This is a genomic window from Flavitalea sp., from assembly GCF_035489435.1.
Taxonomy (GTDB): Bacteria; Bacteroidota; Bacteroidia; order Chitinophagales; family Chitinophagaceae; genus DATHKG01.
Genome location: NZ_DATHKG010000090.1, coordinates 26,146 through 47,935 on the forward strand (window position 1 = coordinate 26,146; position 21,790 = coordinate 47,935).

Consider the following 21,790-nt stretch of genomic DNA (forward strand, 5'->3'; position numbering starts at 1 on the left):
TATGAAATAAAGTTTTGAAATACAGTTATGAAACTTAGTTTTGAAATACAGTTATGAAATAAAGTTATTAAATAAAGTTATGAATTAACCATTCCCATTTCACATCTCTCCAACTAACCTTTCATAATTCATAACTCATAATTCATATCTCTCTTGATCGCTGCTTTTTCTGATCACCAGTTTCGCAGACAATCTCACCTGCTCGCATTTTTTGTTTGAATTGATATTATCCAGGAGGATCCTGGTTGCAGTTTGGCCGATCTCCATTAAAGGCTGACGGACATAGGTAATTGGTACACGGAAAAAATCGAAAATCTCAGTTTCATCAAAACCTACTATTGCCAGGGTTTCAGGCACTTTAATACCCAGTTCATCAATGTACTTCAGAGCAATAGCTGCAATGCGGTTTGAAGCAAATAATATTGAATCCACCGCAATACCGCGGGACAACAATTCGTCAACAGCAGCTCTTATTTCTTTTGGATCATTGTTGATTTTTACCTGCTTCAACCAGTTTTTCAAAGGTTTGATTTCAGCCGTTTTCAGTGCCGTCCAGTAACCTCTTATCCTGTCATTTAGATGCACCATCGATGTGCGGTAAGTTATCATGCCGATTTTCCTGCGCCCGGCATCTACAAGGTGTTGTATTGCATCAAAAGTAGCTTCATAATTATCCAGCGTCACCTGGTTTGTTTCAATCTCGGGGAAATAACGGTCTACCAACACAAATGGAATTTGTTGTTTTTTCAGTTGAATTATCTGTCCTGCCGAATCAGCGGGTGGAAATATGATAAGCCCATCCACCTGGCGGTTAACCAAAGTCTCTATAAGATTTTCACATCTCTCAGGCTTTTCATCAGAACTACCAAAGATCACGGTATAACCCTGCCTGTGTGCTTCATCTTCTATGATACGCGCAAGACTGGATGAAAACGGGTTGGAAATATCAGCCACAATCAGTCCGATTGTATTTGTTTTATTTGTTTTCAGACTTTTGGCTATCTGGTTGGGCTTATAGTTAAGTTTTAAAGCCATTGCCCGGATTTTTTCGGCCACTTCTTTCCGGATCCTACCCTCTTTTTTGTTATTAAGTACATAAGATACCAGGGCTGTTGACACTCCAACCGCTGTAGCAATATCTTTTAACGAAGTCTTTTTTTTAATCGGCAAGGTCTGTAATTGTATAAAGGTTAATCGATTGTATTTGCTGGTTGCAGGAATTGGGTAGTCAACCAGCCCCGAAAACATCGACAGTCTGTAAATTTAATCCTTTTTGTTTAATCGATTAAACAATTATCGTAACTTTGTGGCGTTGATACACATTAAAAACACGTGAATATGGAAACGACGATGAAATATGTAGGATTAATTGAGTGTGGAAACGCAACTATTCCATCTTTAGCTCAAGATGTGAGCCTTTCTAACGGCTACCAGGTAACGAAGATCCTGGCTAGCGGTAAAGCAACCAATAATTTAGTCAGGGATCATTATCCCGACGCCGAAATAGTGAATGATAGCAGCTCTATAATAAATGATTCAAACATCGAACTGGTAATAATTGCCGGGACAGCCAATGGAGACCTCGGTGTTGTAGCCCAGGCATTAGGCGCAGGTAAACAGGTAAGGGTTCTTTAACATACTCCTGTAATACAATTCCTGGTCTTCTTTTTTGCCGATGTTGAAATAACATCTATCCAAACTTATGTGATAACGATTCTTGCCTGCCATTAGTGCAGGTTTTTGTGATTCCACGTAACCCTAAAAAAATAAACATGAACAAACAATTGAACAAAACACCAAAAACAATCGCCATCGTAGTAGATGACGAAAATAGAAACAGACTGATTGAATGGTCTTATTTTAATAAAGCCTTGTTGCGCCAGCATAATATTGTTGCCAACGACGAGATAGCATTGATACTGACAGGCACGCTAACAGTTCCCGTAACATCATTGCCCCATGGCACCTTTGGCGGATACCGTCAGCTGGCGACTATGATCGAAAATAAAGAAATTGATTTCCTGATTTGCATGGGTTCAACTGAAAGGGGGAATAACTTCCAGACAGGTATCACCGATCTTATATCATTGGCCACTAAACATGATATCATGGTATCATCAAATGCAGCAACAGCAAAGGTAATCCTTGAATCTTTGGATATGCAGCAGGCTGAACCGGCCTATATTCCAGGCTCGCAATCAGTTCAATACAACTATTCAAATCCAAACTAAAATCTATGAAACTCTTATCTGTAAATAACATACGCAGGATGTTTATCAACCTGTTAACTGAAAACGGCAGATCTGCTGAATTGACCAATGCTTATCGTGCAGGAAATTTATCCGAAGATGGAAGAAGCTATTTCCAGGACACAAACAAAGCGAGCCTTAATGAATTGCAAAAACGCGCCCATACCGGTAATTTTTTAGCCGGTGCACAGGCAGGTTTGAATCCGGGGTTTTTTAAATGATGCTAGCACATTGACTTCAGGATAAAAAGACCTCAGGATAGATAAATGAACACAAGACAAATGAAGTCAGGATAAATGAGGGTCGATACAGGAAGTACAGATTTTGCATAACATGGTGATGTTGTAATTTGCTTAAGCGCAGTTAATGGATATAATGCATTGCCATGAAAAAAACAGTAACCGGAAAAGAACTGATACATATAGGCTACCGCGAAGGAAAAATCCTCGGACTCGCCAAACAATTGATTGCAACTACACTGGCAGGTATGGAAAAAACAAAGATCCTGCCTTTGTTGAAAAAAGCACTTGCCTATCCTGAACTTTTCCTGGAGGATGAAGCACTAAAGCCACTGGCTGTTGCACTTGTTGAGGAAAAGAATATTCCAGTAAACGAAAGCATTGCATTATCACAAGACCCCCCAGGTTACCAGGTTTATGGCGGCGACTTCATTGAAGATGGAGCCAAGGACCAGATGGCAATTGCCATGCGATTACCTGTAACCGTAGCCGGTGCCCTTATGCCTGATGCGCACCAGGGTTATGGACTTCCTATCGGCGGTGTACTGGCTACAAAAAATGCAATTATTCCCTATGGGGTTGGTGTTGACATTGGTTGCCGTATGGCCCTGTCGATATTTGACATTCCTGAAATTCATTTCTTATCGAACGAGTCGAAGTATAAACGGGAACTGGTTTCACATACAAAGTTTGGTGCTGGCGCAGCTTTTACCGGTAAGAATAAGGCGGATCATGAAGTACTCGACAGTCCTGTTTTTAAACTAATACCATTCATCAGGCACTTGCAGGACAAAGCGCACACCCAACTAGGTACTTCCGGCGGCGGTAATCATTTTGTGGAATGGGGGATCATTGAATTTTCAGAGCGTGACGAAAAACTGGATATTGAAAAAGGCAGATACCTCGCGTTATTATCGCACTCCGGATCTCGTGGGTTTGGTGCCACCATAGCCGGGCACTATACAAAACTAGCCAAACAGATCTGTCAATTACCAAAGGAAGCTGCTAACCTCGCTTATCTCGATTTGAAAAGTGAAGAGGGAAATGAATACTGGCTTGCCATGAACCTTGCCGGCGATTATGCTTCGGCTTGTCACGAGACTATTCATAACCGGATCACAAAAGCTATTGGTGGCAACCTTATCGTTAAGATTGAGAACCATCATAATTTCGCCTGGAAGGAAGTCTGGAACGGTGAAGATGTTTTGGTTCACCGAAAGGGCGCAACACCTGCAGGACAAGGTGTGATGGGTATAATACCTGGTAGCATGACGGCTCCCGGCTTCCTGGTTCGTGGACGAGGTGAAGAACAATCAATTAATTCAGCATCGCATGGTGCGGGCCGCCAGATGAGCCGTACAAAAGCAATTCAGAATATTTCAAGGACCGAAATGAATGCGATCTTAAAGGATCACCAGGTAACACTGATCGGCGCGGGACTTGATGAAGCACCTATGGCCTATAAAGATATCAACAAGGTAATGGCAGCTCAAACCCAACTCGTTGATGTGGTTGCAAAGTTTGTTCCCCGGATCGTAAGAATGGCAAATGATGGAAGCCGCGAAGATTAAATATCTTCAGCCGAGATTAGAACCATTTATGCAAACAACTCCTGTGCCGCGTATTTCTCCTTTAACGCGTATTTCTTCGATAGATATAATTCGTGCCATTACCATGGTGCTGATGATTTTTGTAAATGATCTCTGGTCATTAAAAGACATTCCTTTATGGCTTGAACATACAAAGGCCGAAGACGATGGTATGGGACTGGCAGATGTTGTGTTCCCCGCCTTCCTGGTGATAGTGGGAATGTCTGCTCCATTTTCAGTTGCGGGAAGAAGGGCGAGGGGCGAGGATAATTTCGCGATCGTAAAACACATATTGATCCGGTCATTTGCATTGATTGTAATGGGCGTATTCCTGGTGAATGGAGAAACAATTAATGCTGCGGCTACCGGTATTCCCCGGTGGACCTGGTTTCCCTTGTGTTGTCTTTGTTTTATTCTTATCTGGAATAATTATCCCAGGAGTATGAATAAAAAGCTGCGCCTGACTTTGCAGGTCGGGGCTTCTGTTATCCTGTTTTTACTGGCCTGGTTCTATCGTGGTGGTGAAGAAGGCAACGATCGCTTTTCTACTTCATGGTGGGGGATCCTTGGGCTGATTGGTTGGGCTTACTTTGTCAGTTCGCTGGCCTATACTTTTCTGGGTCATAACTTATGGCTTATGACAGGTTGCTGGTTACTATTTATTGGAATCAATACTGCCGCCCATGCACACCTGCTGCCCGCCGAAGGACCGATCAATCAATTATTTTCTCCTTTTGAAGAAGGTGCAATGCCGGCTTTTGTGACCGGTGGAATAATTTGTTCAATGCTATTGATAAGGCAAAAAAATGATAATAACCAGTTCCGTTTTATCTGGCTTTTGTTAGTTATCAGTGCTGTGTTATTCGTTGCCGGCTTTGCTGTTCGCCCGCTAGATGGCATCTCAAAAATAAAAGCTACGCCATCATGGGTACTGATTTGCACTGCCGTTACTTTCTTCACTTTTATATTGATTTACTGGTTATCAGATATCAGGAAAAAAGAATACTGGTTCAATATTATCAAACCAGCAGGCACAAACACATTAACCTGTTACCTTCTCCCATATTTTGCATACGGCCTGATGAATGCATTTGCTGTTTCATATCCATCCGTTGTTTCGTATGGATTTATAGGTTTGATAAAATCTTTCGTCTTCGCAATGTTGATCGTAATGGTCGGAGGTTGGCTCGGCAAAAAGGGAGTACAGGTAAAATTATAGCGTGTAACATATAACACACCATTTATAGGATATGAAAAATGATCATCAGCTTCTAAACTTCAAAGCAACCATTTATCGCATTGGAATTAACCTGGTGGTTGATGTTCCTGCAAAGGTGACAAACAAACTTAAAGCCACTAAAGGCCTGATAAAAGTACAGGGCACCATTAATAGTTTTCCTTTCCATACAACGTTGATGCCGGTAAAAGACAAACCATATATTTTGTATGTAAATACTCCTATGCTAAAAGGAACCGGGGCAGTTGAAGGGGATGCCGTAAAATTCAGCTTGGAGCAAGACCTGAATCACTATGAACATCACTATCCAATGCCTGCGATACTTGCGCGCAAACTCAAAGATGAAAAATTGCTTGATCAGTTCGAACAGTTGACCGAATCGCGTAAAAAAGATATCCTCAAATACCTTAGTTATGTAAAAACAGAGGAGACTTTGCTAAAGCATATTACAATATTGTTGCAGCGGCTAAGGGCTGGTGAAAAAAATATCCGCATACCATAGACGCTGATTACGCATCAAACAAGCGGGTAAATTTGAGAAAGCATTAACTCAACCGGCTATTGCCTGTAAACTGCCAGCCCGCCACCCAGCATGCCGATCCATTTTCCTCCTGTTTTATCCCTTGCAATTGCAAGTATCTGGTTATCTGTTCCAGGTATTTGTATCACATGCGAAGCGGTATTGCCAAACAATGAAAGATTCTTACCTCCGACCCAAATCTTATCCTCCTCAAGCAACAAGGTTTTCAATCCATGAGCATCTTTAGGTTTCGGAATTTCTTCAAACACCCCTCCATTTAAACGCACAACTGCGGAAACTGATGTTCCGGTTAATAATGCAATAACAACATTGTTTTTATCAACCGCGATTGAATAGGGATACGTTGATGTATAGCCGGCATCATTTAATTTATAAGCCGTCCAGGTATCCCCTTCAAGTTTTCTTATACGCCCCTGGAACTGGAAATGATTAAACGCCCCTATCCATAGATTTCCTTGTTGATCGGTAGCCATAGAGTATAATAGGTCGCCGCTTGTTTCATCATGTAGTTTCCAGTTTCCTGCATTCTCAATCCTTACCAATCCTTTAGATGTTCCAACCCAGATTCTGTCAAATTTTGAATCATGTGTGATACTCATAATTGGATTTTCAGGGAGCGCACTATTGCCGCTCGTGTAAACGTTCCAAACAGACCCACTATAACTTGCCAGGCCCTTGTCTGTGCCAACCCATAGGCTTCCATTTGGCTGTACAGCGAGTGCCTGTACAAATGACGATGGCAGGGGTGAATTTTCACTCGTGAAAACGGTCCATGCATTATCAATGATTCGTACCAATCCATTTGCAGTGCCAATCCATTTCACATTATCCTGGCCAATCACAATGCTGTTAACCTGGTTATCCGGAAGCTTTGAATTTGCAGAGCTATATAATTGCCATTCAGGCTTAGGCGGATCCGGCATTTCATCGTTAGCGTGCAGCTTATCTTTCTTACATGATGAACTGAGGAAGATGATCATGACAAGAACTAAAACTATTAAACGATTCATGTTTTTAATTTTTGAACAGACTTGCAAATTGAGGGTATAAACTTTGAGTTGAAAATGCCTGATGAATAAACTGTCAAAAACGAAGCATTGACTGTTAAGAAACTTTTGCTAATAACCTGAAATCGGAAGATTGAAATGTTTAAGATCAGCGTTGGCAAAAAATTATTACCGTATCCGCAATTCTCTCCATGATCATCTGTTGCCTTGGTCTTTTTGGATTGGCACATATATCTGCTCATCAAAGACAAAAAGAGATTGGCATAAGAAAGGTTCTCGGCGCTACTGCATTGCAGCTGGTCGCCCTGGTTTCATCACGTTTCCTTAAACTTGTTGTTATCGCTTTTGTGGTGGCTGTACCATTAGCCTGGCTCACGATGAACAAATGGCTGGAAAATTTTGCGTATCGTATAGATATCGGGGCAGGCATATTATTATTAGCTGCTATTGCTGCCGGACTAATGGCATTGCTTGCGATCGGTATGCAATCTGTAAAAGCTGCTCTTTCGAATCCGGTCGAGGCCATTCGTAGTGAAGCTTAAGAAGTAGCGAATCACAAGCAGTACTGAAGCTGACGAAGTAGCAAGGCTTATGAATATGCAAGTGAATCCATATTTTATTCTGATATACAAATTGGAAACGTGGTAATCTAATTCTTTGGATCCCTGAAAATATCCTTATCCCAATTCCTGAATTCATAGTATTTCGATTTGGGTTCCGCTGTCCACCCATTTATTCCCTTGCGTGGCAGATAAAATCCATGGATATATATGACAGGGATAGAGAAAACTGCCAGGAATATCATCGCAGTCATTCTGCCGGCATATACTGAGATCAATATCACTATTCCCATTGTAACAAGGTATTTTATCAGCTTCCTGGCTCTCGGCGTTCTCTCCTCGAATACCCCGAACAGAATATTTCCTGCTGCAAAAATGATACTTACAATCGCAATTTCAAACCATAAAGATTCAGTGTACCACATACATTTCGTTTTATGTCATGAAGTTAAGCAAGTGAAATATCTTTCATCTGTTTTCCAATTGTTATCGTAATGCAAAAAAAGGAACCATTTCTAAAAATAAATTTGGATTCGTTTGAAAACTAACTGTAACTTTACTTAACGGTGTTAGATTATTTATAGCCGTAAAGCAAATGGCAAGCAAGGACAGAATTTTGAGGTTAAAGGAAGAAACCAGGATTAATATCCTGGATGCAGCTTTTCATATTGTCAAAAAAGAGGGATGGCAGGCGCTGAGTATGCGAAAAATCGCCGAGGAAATTGAATATACCGCACCCATCATCTACGAATATTTTGCCAACAAGGAAGCAATCCTGGAAGCCCTAAGTAAAAAAGGCTTCCTCCTATTAACAAAGCAAATGCAGGAAGCGAGCGGTAAAGTTGATTCACCAGAAGAAAAAATCGAAGCTGTCTGGATGGCCTATTGGAACTTTGCATTTGCCGAAAAGGAATTCTACCAGTTAATGTTTGGCGTTTCGATGAATTGCTGTACGCAACAGAAAGGCCCTGAAATTGCCGGTCCTACTAACCTGGTTAACGACCTGATCAGTCAGTTAACCAGCGATAAAGGAGACGATGAATCAGAAGTGTGCAGATGGTACTATACCTATTGGTCCATTGTTCACGGGCTTATCTCCATAAATCTAACAAACCGCGGAACCTCAGACAAACTAAACCGAAGAATTCTCCAGGATGCCATCCGGGGAATCACGAAGGCCATAACAGCCTGACAGTCAGAAAGTAGCCCGATATTAGTAGCCTGACATTTAATTAACGATGCAAGCCGGTTGAAAAAACCGTTTTTTTTAAACTTTATTCTTAACAGTGTTAAATCGTTTAATGTAGTTATGAGAACTCCCATCATTTTAAGTCTTATCCTCGCACTTGCAGCAGCATGTTCAGACGATAAACCCCAGCAACCAGCTCCACCGCCGGTTGCAGAAGTAATAACAATTAATTCCTCCCCGGCCACAACAGGTCATGATTACACCGCATCCCTGCAGGGAAAAGTAGACGTTGAAATCAGACCACAGGTTGATGGATTTCTCGATAAGGTGCTGGTAGACGAAGGTGCTTTTGTAAAAGCCGGTCAATTGCTTTTTAAAATTAATGATCAGCCCTATCGCGAACAGTTAAACAATGCTATTGCTAACCTTAAATCAGCAGAAGCACAGTTAAACAATGCCGCGATTGAAATAGAAAAGCTTACACCCCTGGTTGAAAACAAAATCGTTTCAGATTATCAACTCAAGGTTGCAAAGTCAGCACACAATGGAGCGACTGCAAATGTTGAACAGGCAAAGGCGCTTGTGGCATCGGCTAAGATAAAACTCGGGTATACGAATGTAACGGCCCCGGTTAGTGGATATATAGGAAGGCTTCCGAAGAAACAAGGATCCCTGGTTTCACCTGCTGATCCCGAAGCATTAACCAATCTTTCAGATGTCCATGAAGTATATGCTTATTTCTCGCTCGGTGAAACAGACTTTATCAACTTCAAGTCGCAATATGAAGGTGCGACTATCAGCGATAAATTAAAAAATCTACCTGCTGTTTCATTGATACTGCCAGACAACTCGGTCTATCCTGTTACAGGAAAAATTGATATGGTCGATGGACGATTCGATAAAACAACCGGTGCAATCACATTGAGAGCAATCTTTTCTAACAGCAATAATTTGTTGAGATCAGGAAATACAGGAAAGATAAGATTACAGCAGGAGCACCTGAATGCGATACTGGTTCCACAATCAGCTACAGTTGAAGTACAGGACAAAATATTTGTTTATGCTGTGGGTGATAGTAACAAGGTGAGCAAACAGCCATTACAGGTGATAGGCAAAAGCGGTACCGATTATATTGTGAAAGAAGGAGTGAAAGCGGGCGACAGGATAGTGATCAATGGCCTGGAAAATCTAAGCGAGGACCTCGTAATCAAACCTGAGAGCCCGAAGACCAATACCCAGCTCTCAATGGCAGATAAGAAAAACTGAAGGACAGCGCTGAGGCGTATGCTTCATGCTGATGCCTTATTAGACCTTAGCTATTTTAGCTTAAAGGTTCATTGAGTAGCTAAGTTCATTGAGTAGCTAAGCTGGCTCATTGAGCAAACCGAATACCAACTTTAAACACCCTAGACTTAACCATCTCACCCTTCCCGGAATAACAAAAAACATATAGCAGCCTGTTTAGAATAACCAGCAGTAATTGATTGATTACTGAACAGGCAGGCTATGTGAATCAATCAACAAGAATCAATACAAAGAATCAATACAACCATCATGTTTAAGAAATTCATCGAAAGGCCGGTCATGGCAACCGTTATCTCTATACTCCTGGTAATGCTGGGAGTACTCGGCCTCTTCAAACTTCCGCTGGAACAATTCCCGGATATCGCTCCACCGGCTGTACAGGTTGCCGCTTTTTACCCGGGAGCAAATGCTGAAACTGTACTCAGATCCGTTGCGCCATCACTTGAAGAAAGTATCAATGGCGTAGAAAATATGAGTTATATGAGTTCAACTGCCAGCAATGACGGGTCACTTGTGATAACCATATACTTTAAGCTCGGTACCAATCCTGACCAGGCAGCAGTTAATGTGCAAAATCGGGTAGCACAGGCCACCAGCCAGCTTCCTGCAGAGGTGGTACAGGCAGGTATTACAACTTCCAAACAACAGAACAGTTTGTTGATGGTGGTTGATTTGTATGCAGAGGATGAAAAAAACTATGATCAGACTTTCCTGGCAAACTATGCACAAATCAATATCATCCCTGAGATAAAAAGAATCCAGGGAGTAGGGCAGGCACTGATCTTTGGTGGAAGCAAGGATTACTCAATGCGTGTCTGGCTGAAACCTGCACAGATGGCCGCATATAATCTTACACCGGGTGATGTCTTAGCGTCTATTCAAGATAAAAATCTTGAAGCAGCACCTGGAAAGTTTGGAGAAAGCAGCGGTGAAGCTTTTGAATATGTGATCAAATATAAAGGCAAACTGAATCAACCACTCGACTATGAAAACATAATAATCAGATCCAACCCTGATGGCTCAATGCTGCGACTGAAAGATGTTGCGAAAATTGAATTTGGTTCGTACACCTATGGAAACTATACCCGTGTAAATGGAAAGCCAGGAATTAACATTGCCTCCTTCCAGCTTTCAGGTTCAAACAGTAACGAGATACAGATTGCAATCGCAAAGTTTATGGATAAAGCTTCAAAGAGCTTTCCGAAAGGAGTCAAACACCTTATCCTGTATAATACTAAAAATTCACTTGACCAATCCATTAGCCAGGTGATTCATACGCTGATAGAAGCATTTATTCTTGTGTTCATAGTTGTGTTTTTATTCCTGCAGGATTTCCGTTCAACGTTGATTCCTGCGATAGCAGTGCCTGTGGCCATTATCGGGACCTTCTTTTTTATGAACCTGTTTGGCTTTTCAATCAACCTGCTTACTTTGTTTGCACTTGTGCTTGCCATCGGTATAGTGGTGGATGATGCCATCGTGGTAGTGGAAGCGGTGCATGCCAAGATGGAGAATGAACACCTGCCTCCAAAAGCCGCAACCGTTTCAGCCATGCGTGAGATCACCGGTGCTATCATTTCAATAACACTTGTGATGAGTGCGGTGTTTCTTCCGGTCGGTTTCATGGAAGGTTCAACGGGCGTATTTTACCGGCAGTTTGCGTTTACACTCGCCATTGCCATCGTGATATCGGCAGTAAATGCGTTGACGCTTAGTCCAGCATTGACGGCTTTGTTATTAAAGGATAAACACGGGAATAAGGCGGGTAACAAAAAACGCAGTTTCAAAGAAAAATTCTTCGATGGATTTAATACCGGCTTCAATTCATTATCCAATAAATACCTGGGCAGTATCAAGTTCCTGGTAAGATATAAATGGGTTGGCTTTGCAGGGCTTGCTATCGTGTTGGCATCTACAGCCTGGATGGTATCTAAAACAAAAACCGGTTTCATTCCTTCCGAGGATCAGGGCTTTATTGCAATTTCTCTTTCTATGCCAGCCGGAGCCTCACTGCAAAGGACAACCGAAGCGGTGAAAAAGACAGAAGCTGCACTTGGTGATCTTGAAGCGAGCCGCACACTCATGGGCCTTTCAGGATTTAATATGCTCACTCAATCTTCAAGTCCTTCAGCTGCTGTTGTATTTGTTCTTTTGAAAGAAGCAAAAGAAAGAGGAAAAATAAAAGACATCAATGCCATCATGAATGATATCAGGCAAAGACTCGCCGGTGTGAAAGATGGAAATTTCTTTGTGTTCACTTTCCCAACCGTGCCTGGATTTAGTAATATAGACGGACTAGATCTTGTATTGCAGGACAAAACCGGTGGCAAGCTTGATAAATTCAGCGGCGTTGCACAAAACTTCATCGGCGAATTGATGAAGCGCAAGGAAATCGCAATGGCTTTTACTTCATTTAAATCAGATTATCCACAACTTGACCTGGAAGTTGATGAGGTTAAAGCAGAACAACTTGGCGTAAATGTGAAGGACATATTACAGACTATGCAGGCCTATTATGGCAGCACCCAGGCATCAGATTTTAATCGTTTTGGCAAATACTACCGGGTTGTTATCCAGGCTGAAACCGGTTCCAGGGCTGAGCCATCTTCTGTAGAAGGAGTGTTTGTGAAAAACAGGAGCGGTGAAATGGTGCCAATTAATACCCTGGTCAAATTAAAAAGAGTTTTTGGACCGGAGACAGTATCACGTTACAATCTTTTTAATTCTATCGGGATCAATGCTATTACCAAACCAGGATTTAGTTCTGGTGATGCCATCAGGGCAGTTGAAGAAGTCGCCGCTGATAAATTACCTGAAGGATATGCTTTTGAATTTTCCGGGCTTACCCGCGAGGAAATCTCATCGGGCGGACAATCGGTTATCATTTTCGCACTCTGTCTGCTTTTTGTTTACTTCCTGCTGGCAGCACAGTATGAAAGTTATATCCTGCCACTATCAGTAATTTTTTCAATACCTGTCGGAGTATTTGGCGTATTCGCTGCGATCGGCTTAACAGGAATTGAAAATAACATTTATGTACAGGTGGCACTTGTGATGCTAATCGGCCTGCTTGCAAAAAATGCGATCCTGATTGTTGAATATGCGGTTCAAAGGAGAAGGGCCGGAAAAACTTTACTTGCTTCAGCAATGGAAGCTGCGAAACTCAGACTACGTCCCATCGTGATGACTTCGCTGGCCTTTGTTGCCGGATTGATTCCTATGATGACCGCAACGGGTCCTTCTGCACAGGGTAATCATTCGATCAGTATCGGCGCCGCAGGTGGAATGATCACCGGGGTTATTCTTGGAGTTTTGATCATACCTGTGCTGTTTATAGTTTTCCAGCATCTGCAGGAAAAGATCACCGGTAAACCGATTTTGAGAACTAACAATAAACAAAAAGAACACGAAAAAAATCATCAGCCGGTGATAGCATAACCATAAAACAATTAATAAAAAAGAAATGAAAAATTATATAGCACACATTATTTTACCATTGCTGCTTGCTTTTATTGCAGCATGTAATGTGTCGAAAGACAATGTAAAGCCGGAAGCAGCACTCCCGGTGAAGTTTAGAAATGATAACTTCTCTCAGGCAGTAAGGGATAGCCCGGTCAGGGCAACTGTCGATAAGTTGGCAATTATTGACAGCTCAACAGCTTCAGACAGATTAGGAGCTTCAGACAGCCTGGCGATTGATCGTAATACTCATGAGGGCAACAATATTGCAGATTTGTCCTGGAAGAATTTTTTTACAGACCCGGTGCTCCAGAAGCTGATTGATACCGCGATCGTAAAGAACTATGACATGCAACTGGCAATAAAAAATATCGAAACGGCACAGTTGCTTTTAAAACAAAGTCGCTGGGGCTATGTTCCAGACCTGAGCCTGCAAATTGGTGCAAGCTCCAACCGGCCTTCAGACAACAGCCTCAATGGTTTAAGTGCAAGCCAGTTCCTGGGAACAAAACATATCGAAGATTTTACTGCAAATATTTCGTTGTCATGGGAAGCAGATATCTGGGGAAAAATAAAAAACCGAAAGGCTGCAGCGCTGGCTGGTTATCTGCAATCAGAGGAAGTAAGGAAGGCTGTTCAAACTAATCTTGTGGCGAGCATATCTCAGGCTTATTACAATCTGTTAATGCTGGATGAACAACTCCTGATTGCCGAGAAAAATATCAGGTTGAGTGATAGCACATTGAGGATATTGAGATTTCAGTATAATGCCGGACAGGTTACCGCCCTCGCGGTTCAGCAGGCAGAAGCGCAACAAAATACTGCTACAGCTCTTCTGCCACAAATAGAAAAGGACATCGTGTTGCAGGAAAATGCACTGCGTGTTTTATCGGCAGAACTGCCTTCAGCCGTTCTTCGTCAGTCAACTTTGGCACAGGTAAATATTTCTGATAGTTTATCGGCCGGTGTACCCACGGAGATGCTTAGCCGCAGGCCCGATGTAAAAAGACAGGAACTTGAATTGAATATAGCAAATGCACAGGTCGGCATTACCCGGGCTAATATGTATCCGGCTTTAAAAATAACTGCAGCTGGTGGCCTGAATGCCTTTAAAGCAAGCAACTGGTTTAATATCCCGGCATCGCTGTATGGCGCAGTAACCGGGGGAATCGTTCAGCCCCTGATACTGAAAAAACAACTAAAAACGGAATATGAGATTGCAAAGGTTCGTCGCGAACAATCAGTTATTGAATTCCGTCAATCTGTGCTGTTTGCCGTTGGAGAAGTCTCCGATGCACTCGTAAGAATCGAAAAACTGGGTACTGAACAACGGATCGTGAGAGACAGGGTTGAATTGTTGCAAAAAGCCACCAGCAATGCACGCCAGCTTTTCAGTTCAGGCATGGCAAATTATCTGGAGGTTATTACAGCACAGGGCAATGTACTTCAAAGTGAACTGGAACTTGCTGCATTAACCCGGGAACACCTGGGAGCAAAGGTGGAACTGTATCGGTCGCTTGGAGGAGGATGGTGAAAGAGAATTATGAATTATGAGTTATGAATTATGAAAGCAGTTATGAAATTGAAACTATTGTATCTCATAACTGCTTTCATAATTCATAACTCATAATTCATAATTCTCTTAAAATGACTTTCTTAAATTCCTCTTCTTTTAGGGCCGGTTTGTTGGGTTTCGCGGTTCATTTCATTGATGTCGACAGGCTGTGAAAAATCTCCCAGTAGCCATTTTGCATAGTAGTCAGCAAGTACGTAGAAAAAATACTCGGTCATATCCGCATAGCCATGACGCTGACCAGGAAGTATAACCAGATCAAAACGTTTGTTCGCTTTTATCAGGGCATTGGCAACGCGGATAGTATTTGCAGGATGTACATTGTTGTCGATATCGCCGGTAGTCAGCATCAGGTGACCTTTCAGGTTCTTGGCCAGGTCCGGATTCTTATCGATATTATATACAAATGATGTGTCGCCGTTTTCCGCGATTTGTTCTTTCACACCATGATGTTTTTCACTCCACCAACGATTATAAATACTATTATCATGGTTACCGGAAGATGAAACTCCTACCTTAAAAAAGTCAGGGTAAACCAGCATTGCGGCAGTACTCATAAAGCCGCCACCGGAATGTCCATGTATCCCGACACGTTCAATATCAATATAAGAATGCCTGTCAGCAAGCTGTTCAATGGCCGCTTTCTTATCAGCTAGTCCGTAATCTCTTAGATTTCCATACCCATAGTTATGATACCATTTTGAACGTCCTGGATTTCCTCCGCGGTTACCAACGGTTACTACCAGAATTCCAAGTTGAGCTATCCGGTCGGTTCTTGCAGCGGGTTGTGTAAATGCCTTGTTCACTGCTTCAGTTTGAGGACCCGGATAAACATATTCAACAACAGGATACTTTTTTGTGCTGTCAAAATTGTAAGGCTTGTATAATACCCCATACAAATCAGTAATACCATCATCAGCCTTAACCTTAAATATTTCAGGGAACTTGTAGCCGGAGGCCATCAGTGAGCTGAAGTCAGCTGTTTCAAGATCAAGAATCTTTTTTCCTTCAACATTATAAAGGGCAGCTTTAGGTACAGTGTTAACCCTTGAATAGTTATCAACAAAAAAACGATTATTATCGTTCAGGCTTACCGAATGTTCAAACTCACCCTTGTCAAGAAGTCGCAGATCGGTACCATCAAAGTTGATTCTGTAAGTGTGCACATAATAGGGATCTTCATTTGGTTCACGTCCGTTACCTTCGAAATAAAGGATACGTTTCTTTTCGTCGATACCGATTATGTCTTCGCAATGAAACGGACCAGTTGTAATTTGATTTTTAAATTTACCATCGCCGTCATACAAATAAAAATGTGCCCAACCATCTCTTTCGCTCCACTCTATTAACTCAGTGCCACCATTAACAAGGCCAAGTCTTCTCAGTTCAACATAGGTGTTCATTCTTTCTTCTATGAGTGGTTTGACATTGCCAGTATTGATATCAACCACGCAGATGTCGATTCGTTTAAGGTCACGACTGGTACGATTGAAGTATAGCTTTTCGTTGGTGCCATGCCATAAAGACGGGCGCCAGTCATCGTCACGGTTGCTTTTCAACACCGGCGCCGACCAAAGACCGATATTCTGATCTTTAAATTGTTTAACATCGAGTTCCTTGCTTGTTTTTGCATTGATATCAAACACGAGCATGTGTTCAATAGGAGCTTCTTTTTCTCCAGGCATCTGGTATTTATATGTTTCCAGTGTTGGCCTGGGCTCCGCAACGCTGTTTATAACCCATAGTTCTTTAACACTGCGTTGATCCACACGATTTATCACAAAATGTTTAGAATCGGGTGACCATAAGATACCTGAGGGTTTGCGCTTATTTTTATTTTTTATCTTTTCAACATTGTTTTCATTACCCATGCCACCACCGCCATAAGAATAATACTCAACACCATCTGTTGTAAGTTTTGTTTCAGCAATGGTAGTATCGTCTTCATTTTTCATGGCCTTTTCATAGTTAGCCTGATCCATGAAATAGAGATTATTGTTTTTTGTGAAAACAATTGTTTTTTTATCTGGCGACACAGATGCCCACCGCTGATTTCTTTTCGGCTTTTTGTAGTCTGTCAGTTCAATTAATTTGCCGGTAGCCAGCTCGTACTCGAAATAAAATGTTTTTATCTCTTTTCTGCCGGGCACTTTCTTTTTTGAAGTAGTATCCTGTTTTACCGTTGAATCTTTTATTTCAACTTCAAGTGAACTCTTCACCTGGAACTGTATACTATTTTCATTTTTTATAAACTGGATACTATCAATAAGCAAGTGTTGTGCATCAAAAGGATCCCTCACAATCTTTGTTAATTCGGCAGCCATTTTATCGTTGTCGAACATTATCTTTTTCTGGCCGGTTACCGGGTCCACGATATACCATTTTTTTCCTTCAGTGGTTTCATAAGAATACCAAAAACGATCAGAACTCTTCAGCCAATGTGGATCTACAGAAGTACTGAAGACCATTCTTTCGAGTTTGCCGGTCGAAAATCTGGAAGCCAGCTGGTAGTTTGCTTTTTCAGCAGGTTGCTGTTGAGCGGTAGCAGACATACCTACGCTTAAAAGCATGATTGCAATTAATCTTTTCAAGAGAGTTATGAATTATGAGTTATGAATTATGAAAACTTAAATATGAATTAGGAGTTATGAATGTACTTCCTTATTCGGAATTTCCTGTTCGATAGTTAAATTTTATATAAGTCTGAGTTTAAATTTATTCGCGTCAGGCACAAATTAACCACTCGGCTTCACTCACCACTTACCACTCACAACTCACAACTTAGTCTACGTTGTTTCCGGGTTCCAGCACCTAAGTATTCTTATGTAAACGAATTATATATGACGATAAAGTGGAAAATATTCAAACATGTTAAAGCTCCGCAATAATTCAAATAAAAAAAATACTACATTCCGGGCACTACATATTCCGGGCACTTAGAGGTTAGCGCATAGGCCGGGAAACTTAATTATTCCTCTTATTGCGTATCTTTCAACCTTACACATTTCATTTTCAATCGGGTCTCCATCCCTTCTAAACAGTCACATATTCCAATGAATAAGCATCTGATTACGGCAGGCTTAATTGCCTTTTCAATTTCTGTATCCGCTCAATCACCCACAGTACTTACAGCAAAAGATTATCAACACGCGGAAAGCTTTCTTTCTTACAAAACCGAGTCATTGGTTTCAAGAAATAATCTACGCCCTAATTGGATGGCCGGAGATAAACTATGGTATCTCGTTACAACTGAGAAGGGTAATGAATTTGTAATGGTTGATCCAGCGAAAAAGACAAAATCTGCGGCCTTTGATCAAACGCAATTAGCAGCTGCGCTTTCAAAAGTTTCAGGCAAAACTTATGACGCACAAAAATTACCTTTCCAGGTTATCCTACCTTCTTCAGATGGAAAAAGCATTTCATTTGTTGCCGATGGCAAAAAATGGAAATTCGATCTTAAATCACATGAGATTACCACAGATACATCAGCATCAGTAATACCTGCACAGCCTGCGGTTATGGGAAGAAGGGCTGGCGGTAACGATGTTTTTTCTCCTGATGGCAAGAAAGCCGTCTTTATCAAAAACTGGAACCTTTGGGTACGTGATCTTGCAACGAAAAAAGAAACACAACTCACAACTGATGGCATTGAAAACTTCGGTTATGCCACTGACAATGCCGGCTGGTCAATGAGTGACAGGCCCGTTGTGAGATGGTCTCCTGATTCTAAGAAAGTAGCAACCTTTCAACAGGACCAGCGCAACATAAGTGACATGTACCTGGTTACAACAAATGTTGGAAAGCCGAACCTGAAGACGTGGAAATATCCTTTACCGGGCGATAAGAATATCGTAATGATTCATCGTGTTGTGATTGATGTTGAAAACGCAAAAGTGATTCGCTTCCAGATCCCACCTGATGCACATCGTGCAACTTTAAGCGATGATATTTCAAGCAGCGGAACATTCGATGATATAGACTGGAAGGCAGATGGTTCAGAAGTCGCATTTTTATCCACTTCCCGCGATCACAAACAGGAAAAGTTCAGGATTGCTGATGCTAATACCGGCGCTATCCGCGATGTTTTTGAAGAAGTTGTAAAAACACAATACGAGTCAGGCAGAGGTTTTATCAACTGGAGATACCTGCCCGCCAGCAATGAAATCCTTTGGTATTCCGAGCGTGACGACTGGGGTCATATGTATTTGTATGATGCGAAGACAGGACAGCTTAAAAACCAGGTTACAAAAGGAGAATTTGTTGTCGCCCGCCTGTTGGATGTTGATGAGAAGAACCGCCAGATCTTGTTTACAGCCGTTGGACGCGAACCGGGTAATCCTTATTTCCAGCATCTTTATCGAATTGGTTTTGATGGAAAAAATCTGAAGCACCTTACCCCGGTGAATGGTAACCACACAGTATCTCTTTCTCCTTCAAAAAAATATTTCATCGATACCTATTCACAACCCGATACCCCTTCAGTAACTGTATTAAGAGATTTAAACGGGAAGTTGATGGTTGAACTGGAAAAAGCAGATATTTCAAAACTGGTTGCACAGGGATGGAAGGCACCAAAGCCGGTTAAAGTAAAAGCAGGAGATGGAAAAACAGATATATATGGACTGGTATTCACTCCATCAAATATGGAAGCTGGCATTAAATATCCTGTTATCGATTATATCTATCCGGGCCCACAAGGCGGTAGTGTCGGCAGCTGGTCGTTCTCTGCTTCAAGAGGCGACCACCAGGCACTAGCTGAGTTGGGTTTTATAGTGGTGGTGATAGAAGGCACAAGTAATCCATATCGTTCAAAAAGCTTTCATGATATGAGCTATGGCAACATGGCCGAAAACACGCTGCCAGACCAGATTGCAGCAATCAGGCAACTATCAAAGCAATATCCAATTGATACGAATAAGGTTGGAATATGGGGACATTCCGGTGGAGGTTTTGCAACCGCTGCGGCCATGTTCCGTTACCCTGACTTTTTTAAAGTTGGCATTTCTGAATCAGGTAATCATGACAACAGGAACTATGAAGATGACTGGGGCGAGAGATACAATGGACTTGCTGAAAACTCAGATTATGAAGCACAGGCAAATCAGAACTATGCAAAAAATTTAAAAGGAAAGTTGATGCTGGCTCATGGTATGCTTGATAACAATGTACCGCCATACAATACCTTACTTGTTGTTGAAGCGCTGAATAAGGCAAACAAGGATTATGATCTTGTTATTTTCCCAAACAGCCCGCATGGATATGGACCATATTCTCCTTATATGATGCGACGTCGTTGGGATTATTTCGTAAAGCACCTCCGTGGAGTTGAGCCGCCAAAAGAATTTCAGTTTAATGCGCCTCAGTCACAAAGAGCTTTTTAATGTGTCAGATACCATTGTGCGGTCTTTTTAATTGCTTCCTCATAACTGGTTGGCTCCATCCTGAACTCGCGTTCGAATTTGGAAGAGTCAAATAGAAATGGAAATTCATCCTGGTAATGCATTTCATAGATTTCACGAAGAAATGGATTAAAGAAGCCAATTAATTTCAAAACGAACTTTGGTAAAACAGTGAACTTCTCTTCTGCACCCATATATTTTGCAGCAAGCTCTATAAATTCTTTTCCGGTTAAAGGAGGTTTTACTGCGGGAAGGTGCCAGACCTGCCCATAAGCTGATTCCGTCATTGCAAGTTTATATAGAGATTCTGCAGCATCCGGTACATAATTATAGGACCTTGGCACTTCAGCGTTGATAAACCACTGTGCTTTTTTCTTTTTCTTCATGTTGCTAAAAACGAGGGTTCCGGCAGCACTTTTATCAGTAACTCCAGGACCATAAAAGTCTACTGCGCGCGCAATGATGGCTTTAATTGTCCCCGCCTTCATTTCGTCCTGAAGCATAGTAGCAATCGCCGCCCTGACCTTGCCTTTCCGGCTGATGGGCTTGTATGGAGTTGTTTCGGATATATAACCATGCACGCGACCATACATATAAGCATTATCAAAGTATACCAGCTTTGCACCGCTTGCTTTACAAGCATCAATCACATTTCTCATGATCACCGGCCAGTCCCTTTCCCAGACCTTCGCTTCATATTTAAGCCCGATTAACAGGTATACTATATCTGCACCTTTTACTGCTTCAAAAACCTTATCCCGGTCCAATACATCAGCGGCAAAGGTTTCAGCGCCCTCAACCTGCATAGCACGTCTTGAAACCAGCCGCAAATCTTCGCCATTTTTTTGAATGAGAGGTATCAGCGCGTTTCCGATTGTCCCGTTTGCACCAAGTAAAATATGATTCAAGAGAATTATGAATTATGAGTTATGAATTATGAAACCAGTACAAGAGTTTAATAACAAGAAGCACTATGTAATATGCCAGATTGAAATTATCTTGTAACCATGATTTGCAAGCTCAGAAAATCTTCTTATCATAATATGCCAGGTTCTGATTAATTTCCTAAATCCAAAACTATCTCACAGTTTACAATATGCAAATAAAGAGTTTTTTAGTGTGTCTGATGGGATCATAGCTGGTTTTGTTTCAATCGGCATAATCACCACTTCAGTATATATAGGCTTAAGAAAACGCTCAGTATCAAAAGGCGTGAACGCATTTATTATGACTTGTACATCCCTGTTTGGAATAATCTCCGGGGGGATTTCAACCCTGGTATTGAACAAGATTTATACCTGGACTACTACAGGTCCGGCTATTGCCACCGGTATTGTGGCCGGCCTCCTGGGGGGATTGATCCTTGGCCTTTTTATCAACCGGATGTTCGCTCTTCTCATAAACTTCACAGATAAAAAATTCGGGATCACAGCGAAGTAATTT

The 21,790-nt window shown here is 41.7% G+C and carries 18 protein-coding genes; 13 read left to right on the plus strand and 5 right to left on the minus strand.

What is annotated here, in order from left to right; genetic code table 11:
- Positions 1-135: 135 nt before the first annotated feature.
- Entirely contained in the window at positions 136-1,170 is a 1,035-nt protein-coding gene (locus VK664_RS13650; protein WP_461399230.1) for a LacI family DNA-binding transcriptional regulator, read from the minus strand.
- Between the two features lie 168 nt (positions 1,171-1,338).
- Between VK664_RS13650 and VK664_RS13655 the strand changes: the two genes are divergently transcribed.
- From VK664_RS13655 to VK664_RS13680, 6 genes are all read left to right on the plus strand, one after another.
- Complete coding sequence (locus VK664_RS13655; protein ID WP_461399231.1) at positions 1,339-1,635, plus strand: hypothetical protein; 297 nt, start codon at positions 1,339-1,341, stop codon at positions 1,633-1,635.
- A 137-nt stretch (positions 1,636-1,772) separates the two neighbouring features.
- Entirely contained in the window at positions 1,773-2,231 is a 459-nt protein-coding gene (locus VK664_RS13660) for a hypothetical protein (protein ID WP_461399232.1), read from the plus strand.
- A 5-nt stretch (positions 2,232-2,236) separates the two neighbouring features.
- Positions 2,237-2,470, plus strand: a complete 234-nt coding sequence (locus tag VK664_RS13665; RefSeq protein ID WP_461399233.1) for a hypothetical protein — start codon at positions 2,237-2,239, stop codon at positions 2,468-2,470.
- A gap of 164 nt (positions 2,471-2,634) precedes the next feature.
- On the plus strand, positions 2,635-4,059 hold the full coding sequence (locus VK664_RS13670) for an RtcB family protein (protein ID WP_461399234.1): 1,425 nt from the start codon (positions 2,635-2,637) through the stop codon (positions 4,057-4,059).
- Positions 4,060-4,102: 43 nt separating this feature from the next.
- The gene (locus VK664_RS13675) at positions 4,103-5,296 is read left to right on the plus strand and encodes a heparan-alpha-glucosaminide N-acetyltransferase domain-containing protein (RefSeq protein WP_461399235.1); all 1,194 of its coding nucleotides are present in this window, start codon (positions 4,103-4,105) and stop codon (positions 5,294-5,296) included.
- A gap of 31 nt (positions 5,297-5,327) precedes the next feature.
- Positions 5,328-5,816: a DUF1905 domain-containing protein gene (locus VK664_RS13680; RefSeq protein ID WP_461399236.1), complete on the plus strand. Its 489-nt coding sequence runs from the start codon at positions 5,328-5,330 to the stop codon at positions 5,814-5,816.
- Positions 5,817-5,872: 56 nt separating this feature from the next.
- Here the strand turns inward: VK664_RS13680 and VK664_RS13685 are convergent, their stop codons facing one another.
- Entirely contained in the window at positions 5,873-6,865 is a 993-nt protein-coding gene (locus tag VK664_RS13685; RefSeq protein WP_461399237.1) for a ligand-binding sensor domain-containing protein, read from the minus strand.
- Between the two features lie 179 nt (positions 6,866-7,044).
- Between VK664_RS13685 and VK664_RS13690 the strand changes: the two genes are divergently transcribed.
- Entirely contained in the window at positions 7,045-7,404 is a 360-nt protein-coding gene (locus VK664_RS13690; RefSeq protein ID WP_461399301.1) for an ABC transporter permease, read from the plus strand.
- Between the two features lie 107 nt (positions 7,405-7,511).
- Here the strand turns inward: VK664_RS13690 and VK664_RS13695 are convergent, their stop codons facing one another.
- Complete coding sequence (locus VK664_RS13695; protein WP_461399238.1) at positions 7,512-7,847, minus strand: hypothetical protein; 336 nt, start codon at positions 7,845-7,847, stop codon at positions 7,512-7,514.
- 170 nt (positions 7,848-8,017) lie between these two features.
- Between VK664_RS13695 and VK664_RS13700 the strand changes: the two genes are divergently transcribed.
- From VK664_RS13700 to VK664_RS13715, 4 genes are all read left to right on the plus strand, one after another.
- The gene (locus VK664_RS13700) at positions 8,018-8,614 is read left to right on the plus strand and encodes a TetR/AcrR family transcriptional regulator (protein ID WP_461399239.1); all 597 of its coding nucleotides are present in this window, start codon (positions 8,018-8,020) and stop codon (positions 8,612-8,614) included.
- A 117-nt stretch (positions 8,615-8,731) separates the two neighbouring features.
- Positions 8,732-9,877, plus strand: a complete 1,146-nt coding sequence (locus VK664_RS13705) for an efflux RND transporter periplasmic adaptor subunit (protein ID WP_461399240.1) — start codon at positions 8,732-8,734, stop codon at positions 9,875-9,877.
- 288 nt (positions 9,878-10,165) lie between these two features.
- A complete protein-coding gene (locus tag VK664_RS13710; protein WP_461399241.1) occupies positions 10,166-13,354 on the plus strand; it encodes an efflux RND transporter permease subunit in 3,189 nt (1,062 codons plus the stop codon).
- Positions 13,355-13,379: 25 nt separating this feature from the next.
- Positions 13,380-14,909 carry an efflux transporter outer membrane subunit gene (locus VK664_RS13715; RefSeq protein ID WP_461399242.1) on the plus strand — a complete coding sequence of 510 codons (1,530 nt, stop codon included), beginning with the start codon at positions 13,380-13,382 and terminating at the stop codon, positions 14,907-14,909.
- Positions 14,910-15,031: 122 nt separating this feature from the next.
- Here the strand turns inward: VK664_RS13715 and VK664_RS13720 are convergent, their stop codons facing one another.
- Positions 15,032-17,539, minus strand: coding sequence for a S9 family peptidase (locus VK664_RS13720; RefSeq protein WP_461399243.1), 2,508 nt, complete (start codon positions 17,537-17,539; stop codon positions 15,032-15,034).
- Positions 17,540-18,001: 462 nt separating this feature from the next.
- Here VK664_RS13720 and VK664_RS13725 point away from each other — a divergent pair, with 462 nt between their 5' ends.
- A complete protein-coding gene (locus VK664_RS13725) occupies positions 18,002-20,329 on the plus strand; it encodes a S9 family peptidase (RefSeq protein ID WP_461399245.1) in 2,328 nt (775 codons plus the stop codon).
- On the opposite strand, the gene VK664_RS13730 is transcribed toward VK664_RS13725, so the two are convergent.
- Positions 20,326-21,255: an NAD-dependent epimerase/dehydratase family protein gene (locus tag VK664_RS13730; RefSeq protein WP_461399246.1), complete on the minus strand. Its 930-nt coding sequence runs from the start codon at positions 21,253-21,255 to the stop codon at positions 20,326-20,328. The two genes, VK664_RS13725 and VK664_RS13730, sit on opposite strands and share 4 nt — an antisense overlap.
- Positions 21,256-21,466: 211 nt before the next feature.
- On the opposite strand from VK664_RS13730, the gene VK664_RS13735 reads away from it, so the two are divergent.
- Positions 21,467-21,787 (plus strand): hypothetical protein, encoded by a 321-nt coding sequence (locus VK664_RS13735; RefSeq protein ID WP_461399247.1) that lies wholly within the window; start codon positions 21,467-21,469, stop codon positions 21,785-21,787.
- Positions 21,788-21,790 lie beyond the last annotated feature (3 nt).

Bases quoted from the DNA above. Each gene is read 5' to 3' on its own strand.
- VK664_RS13695 (WP_461399238.1), bottom strand. From the start codon at position 7,847: ATGTGGTACACTGAATCTTTATGGTTTGAAATTGCGATTGTAAGTATC.
- VK664_RS13715 (WP_461399242.1), top strand. From the start codon at position 13,380: ATGAAAAATTATATAGCACACATTATTTTACCATTGCTGCTTGCTTTT.
- VK664_RS13700 (WP_461399239.1), top strand. From the start codon at position 8,018: ATGGCAAGCAAGGACAGAATTTTGAGGTTAAAGGAAGAAACCAGGATT.
- VK664_RS13685 (WP_461399237.1), bottom strand. From the start codon at position 6,865: ATGAATCGTTTAATAGTTTTAGTTCTTGTCATGATCATCTTCCTCAGT.
- VK664_RS13665 (WP_461399233.1), top strand. From the start codon at position 2,237: ATGAAACTCTTATCTGTAAATAACATACGCAGGATGTTTATCAACCTG.
- VK664_RS13705 (WP_461399240.1), top strand. From the start codon at position 8,732: ATGAGAACTCCCATCATTTTAAGTCTTATCCTCGCACTTGCAGCAGCA.
- VK664_RS13680 (WP_461399236.1), top strand. From the start codon at position 5,328: ATGAAAAATGATCATCAGCTTCTAAACTTCAAAGCAACCATTTATCGC.
- VK664_RS13655 (WP_461399231.1), top strand. From the start codon at position 1,339: ATGGAAACGACGATGAAATATGTAGGATTAATTGAGTGTGGAAACGCA.
- VK664_RS13660 (WP_461399232.1), top strand. From the start codon at position 1,773: ATGAACAAACAATTGAACAAAACACCAAAAACAATCGCCATCGTAGTA.
- VK664_RS13710 (WP_461399241.1), top strand. From the start codon at position 10,166: ATGTTTAAGAAATTCATCGAAAGGCCGGTCATGGCAACCGTTATCTCT.
- VK664_RS13725 (WP_461399245.1), top strand. From the start codon at position 18,002: ATGAATAAGCATCTGATTACGGCAGGCTTAATTGCCTTTTCAATTTCT.
- VK664_RS13670 (WP_461399234.1), top strand. From the start codon at position 2,635: ATGAAAAAAACAGTAACCGGAAAAGAACTGATACATATAGGCTACCGC.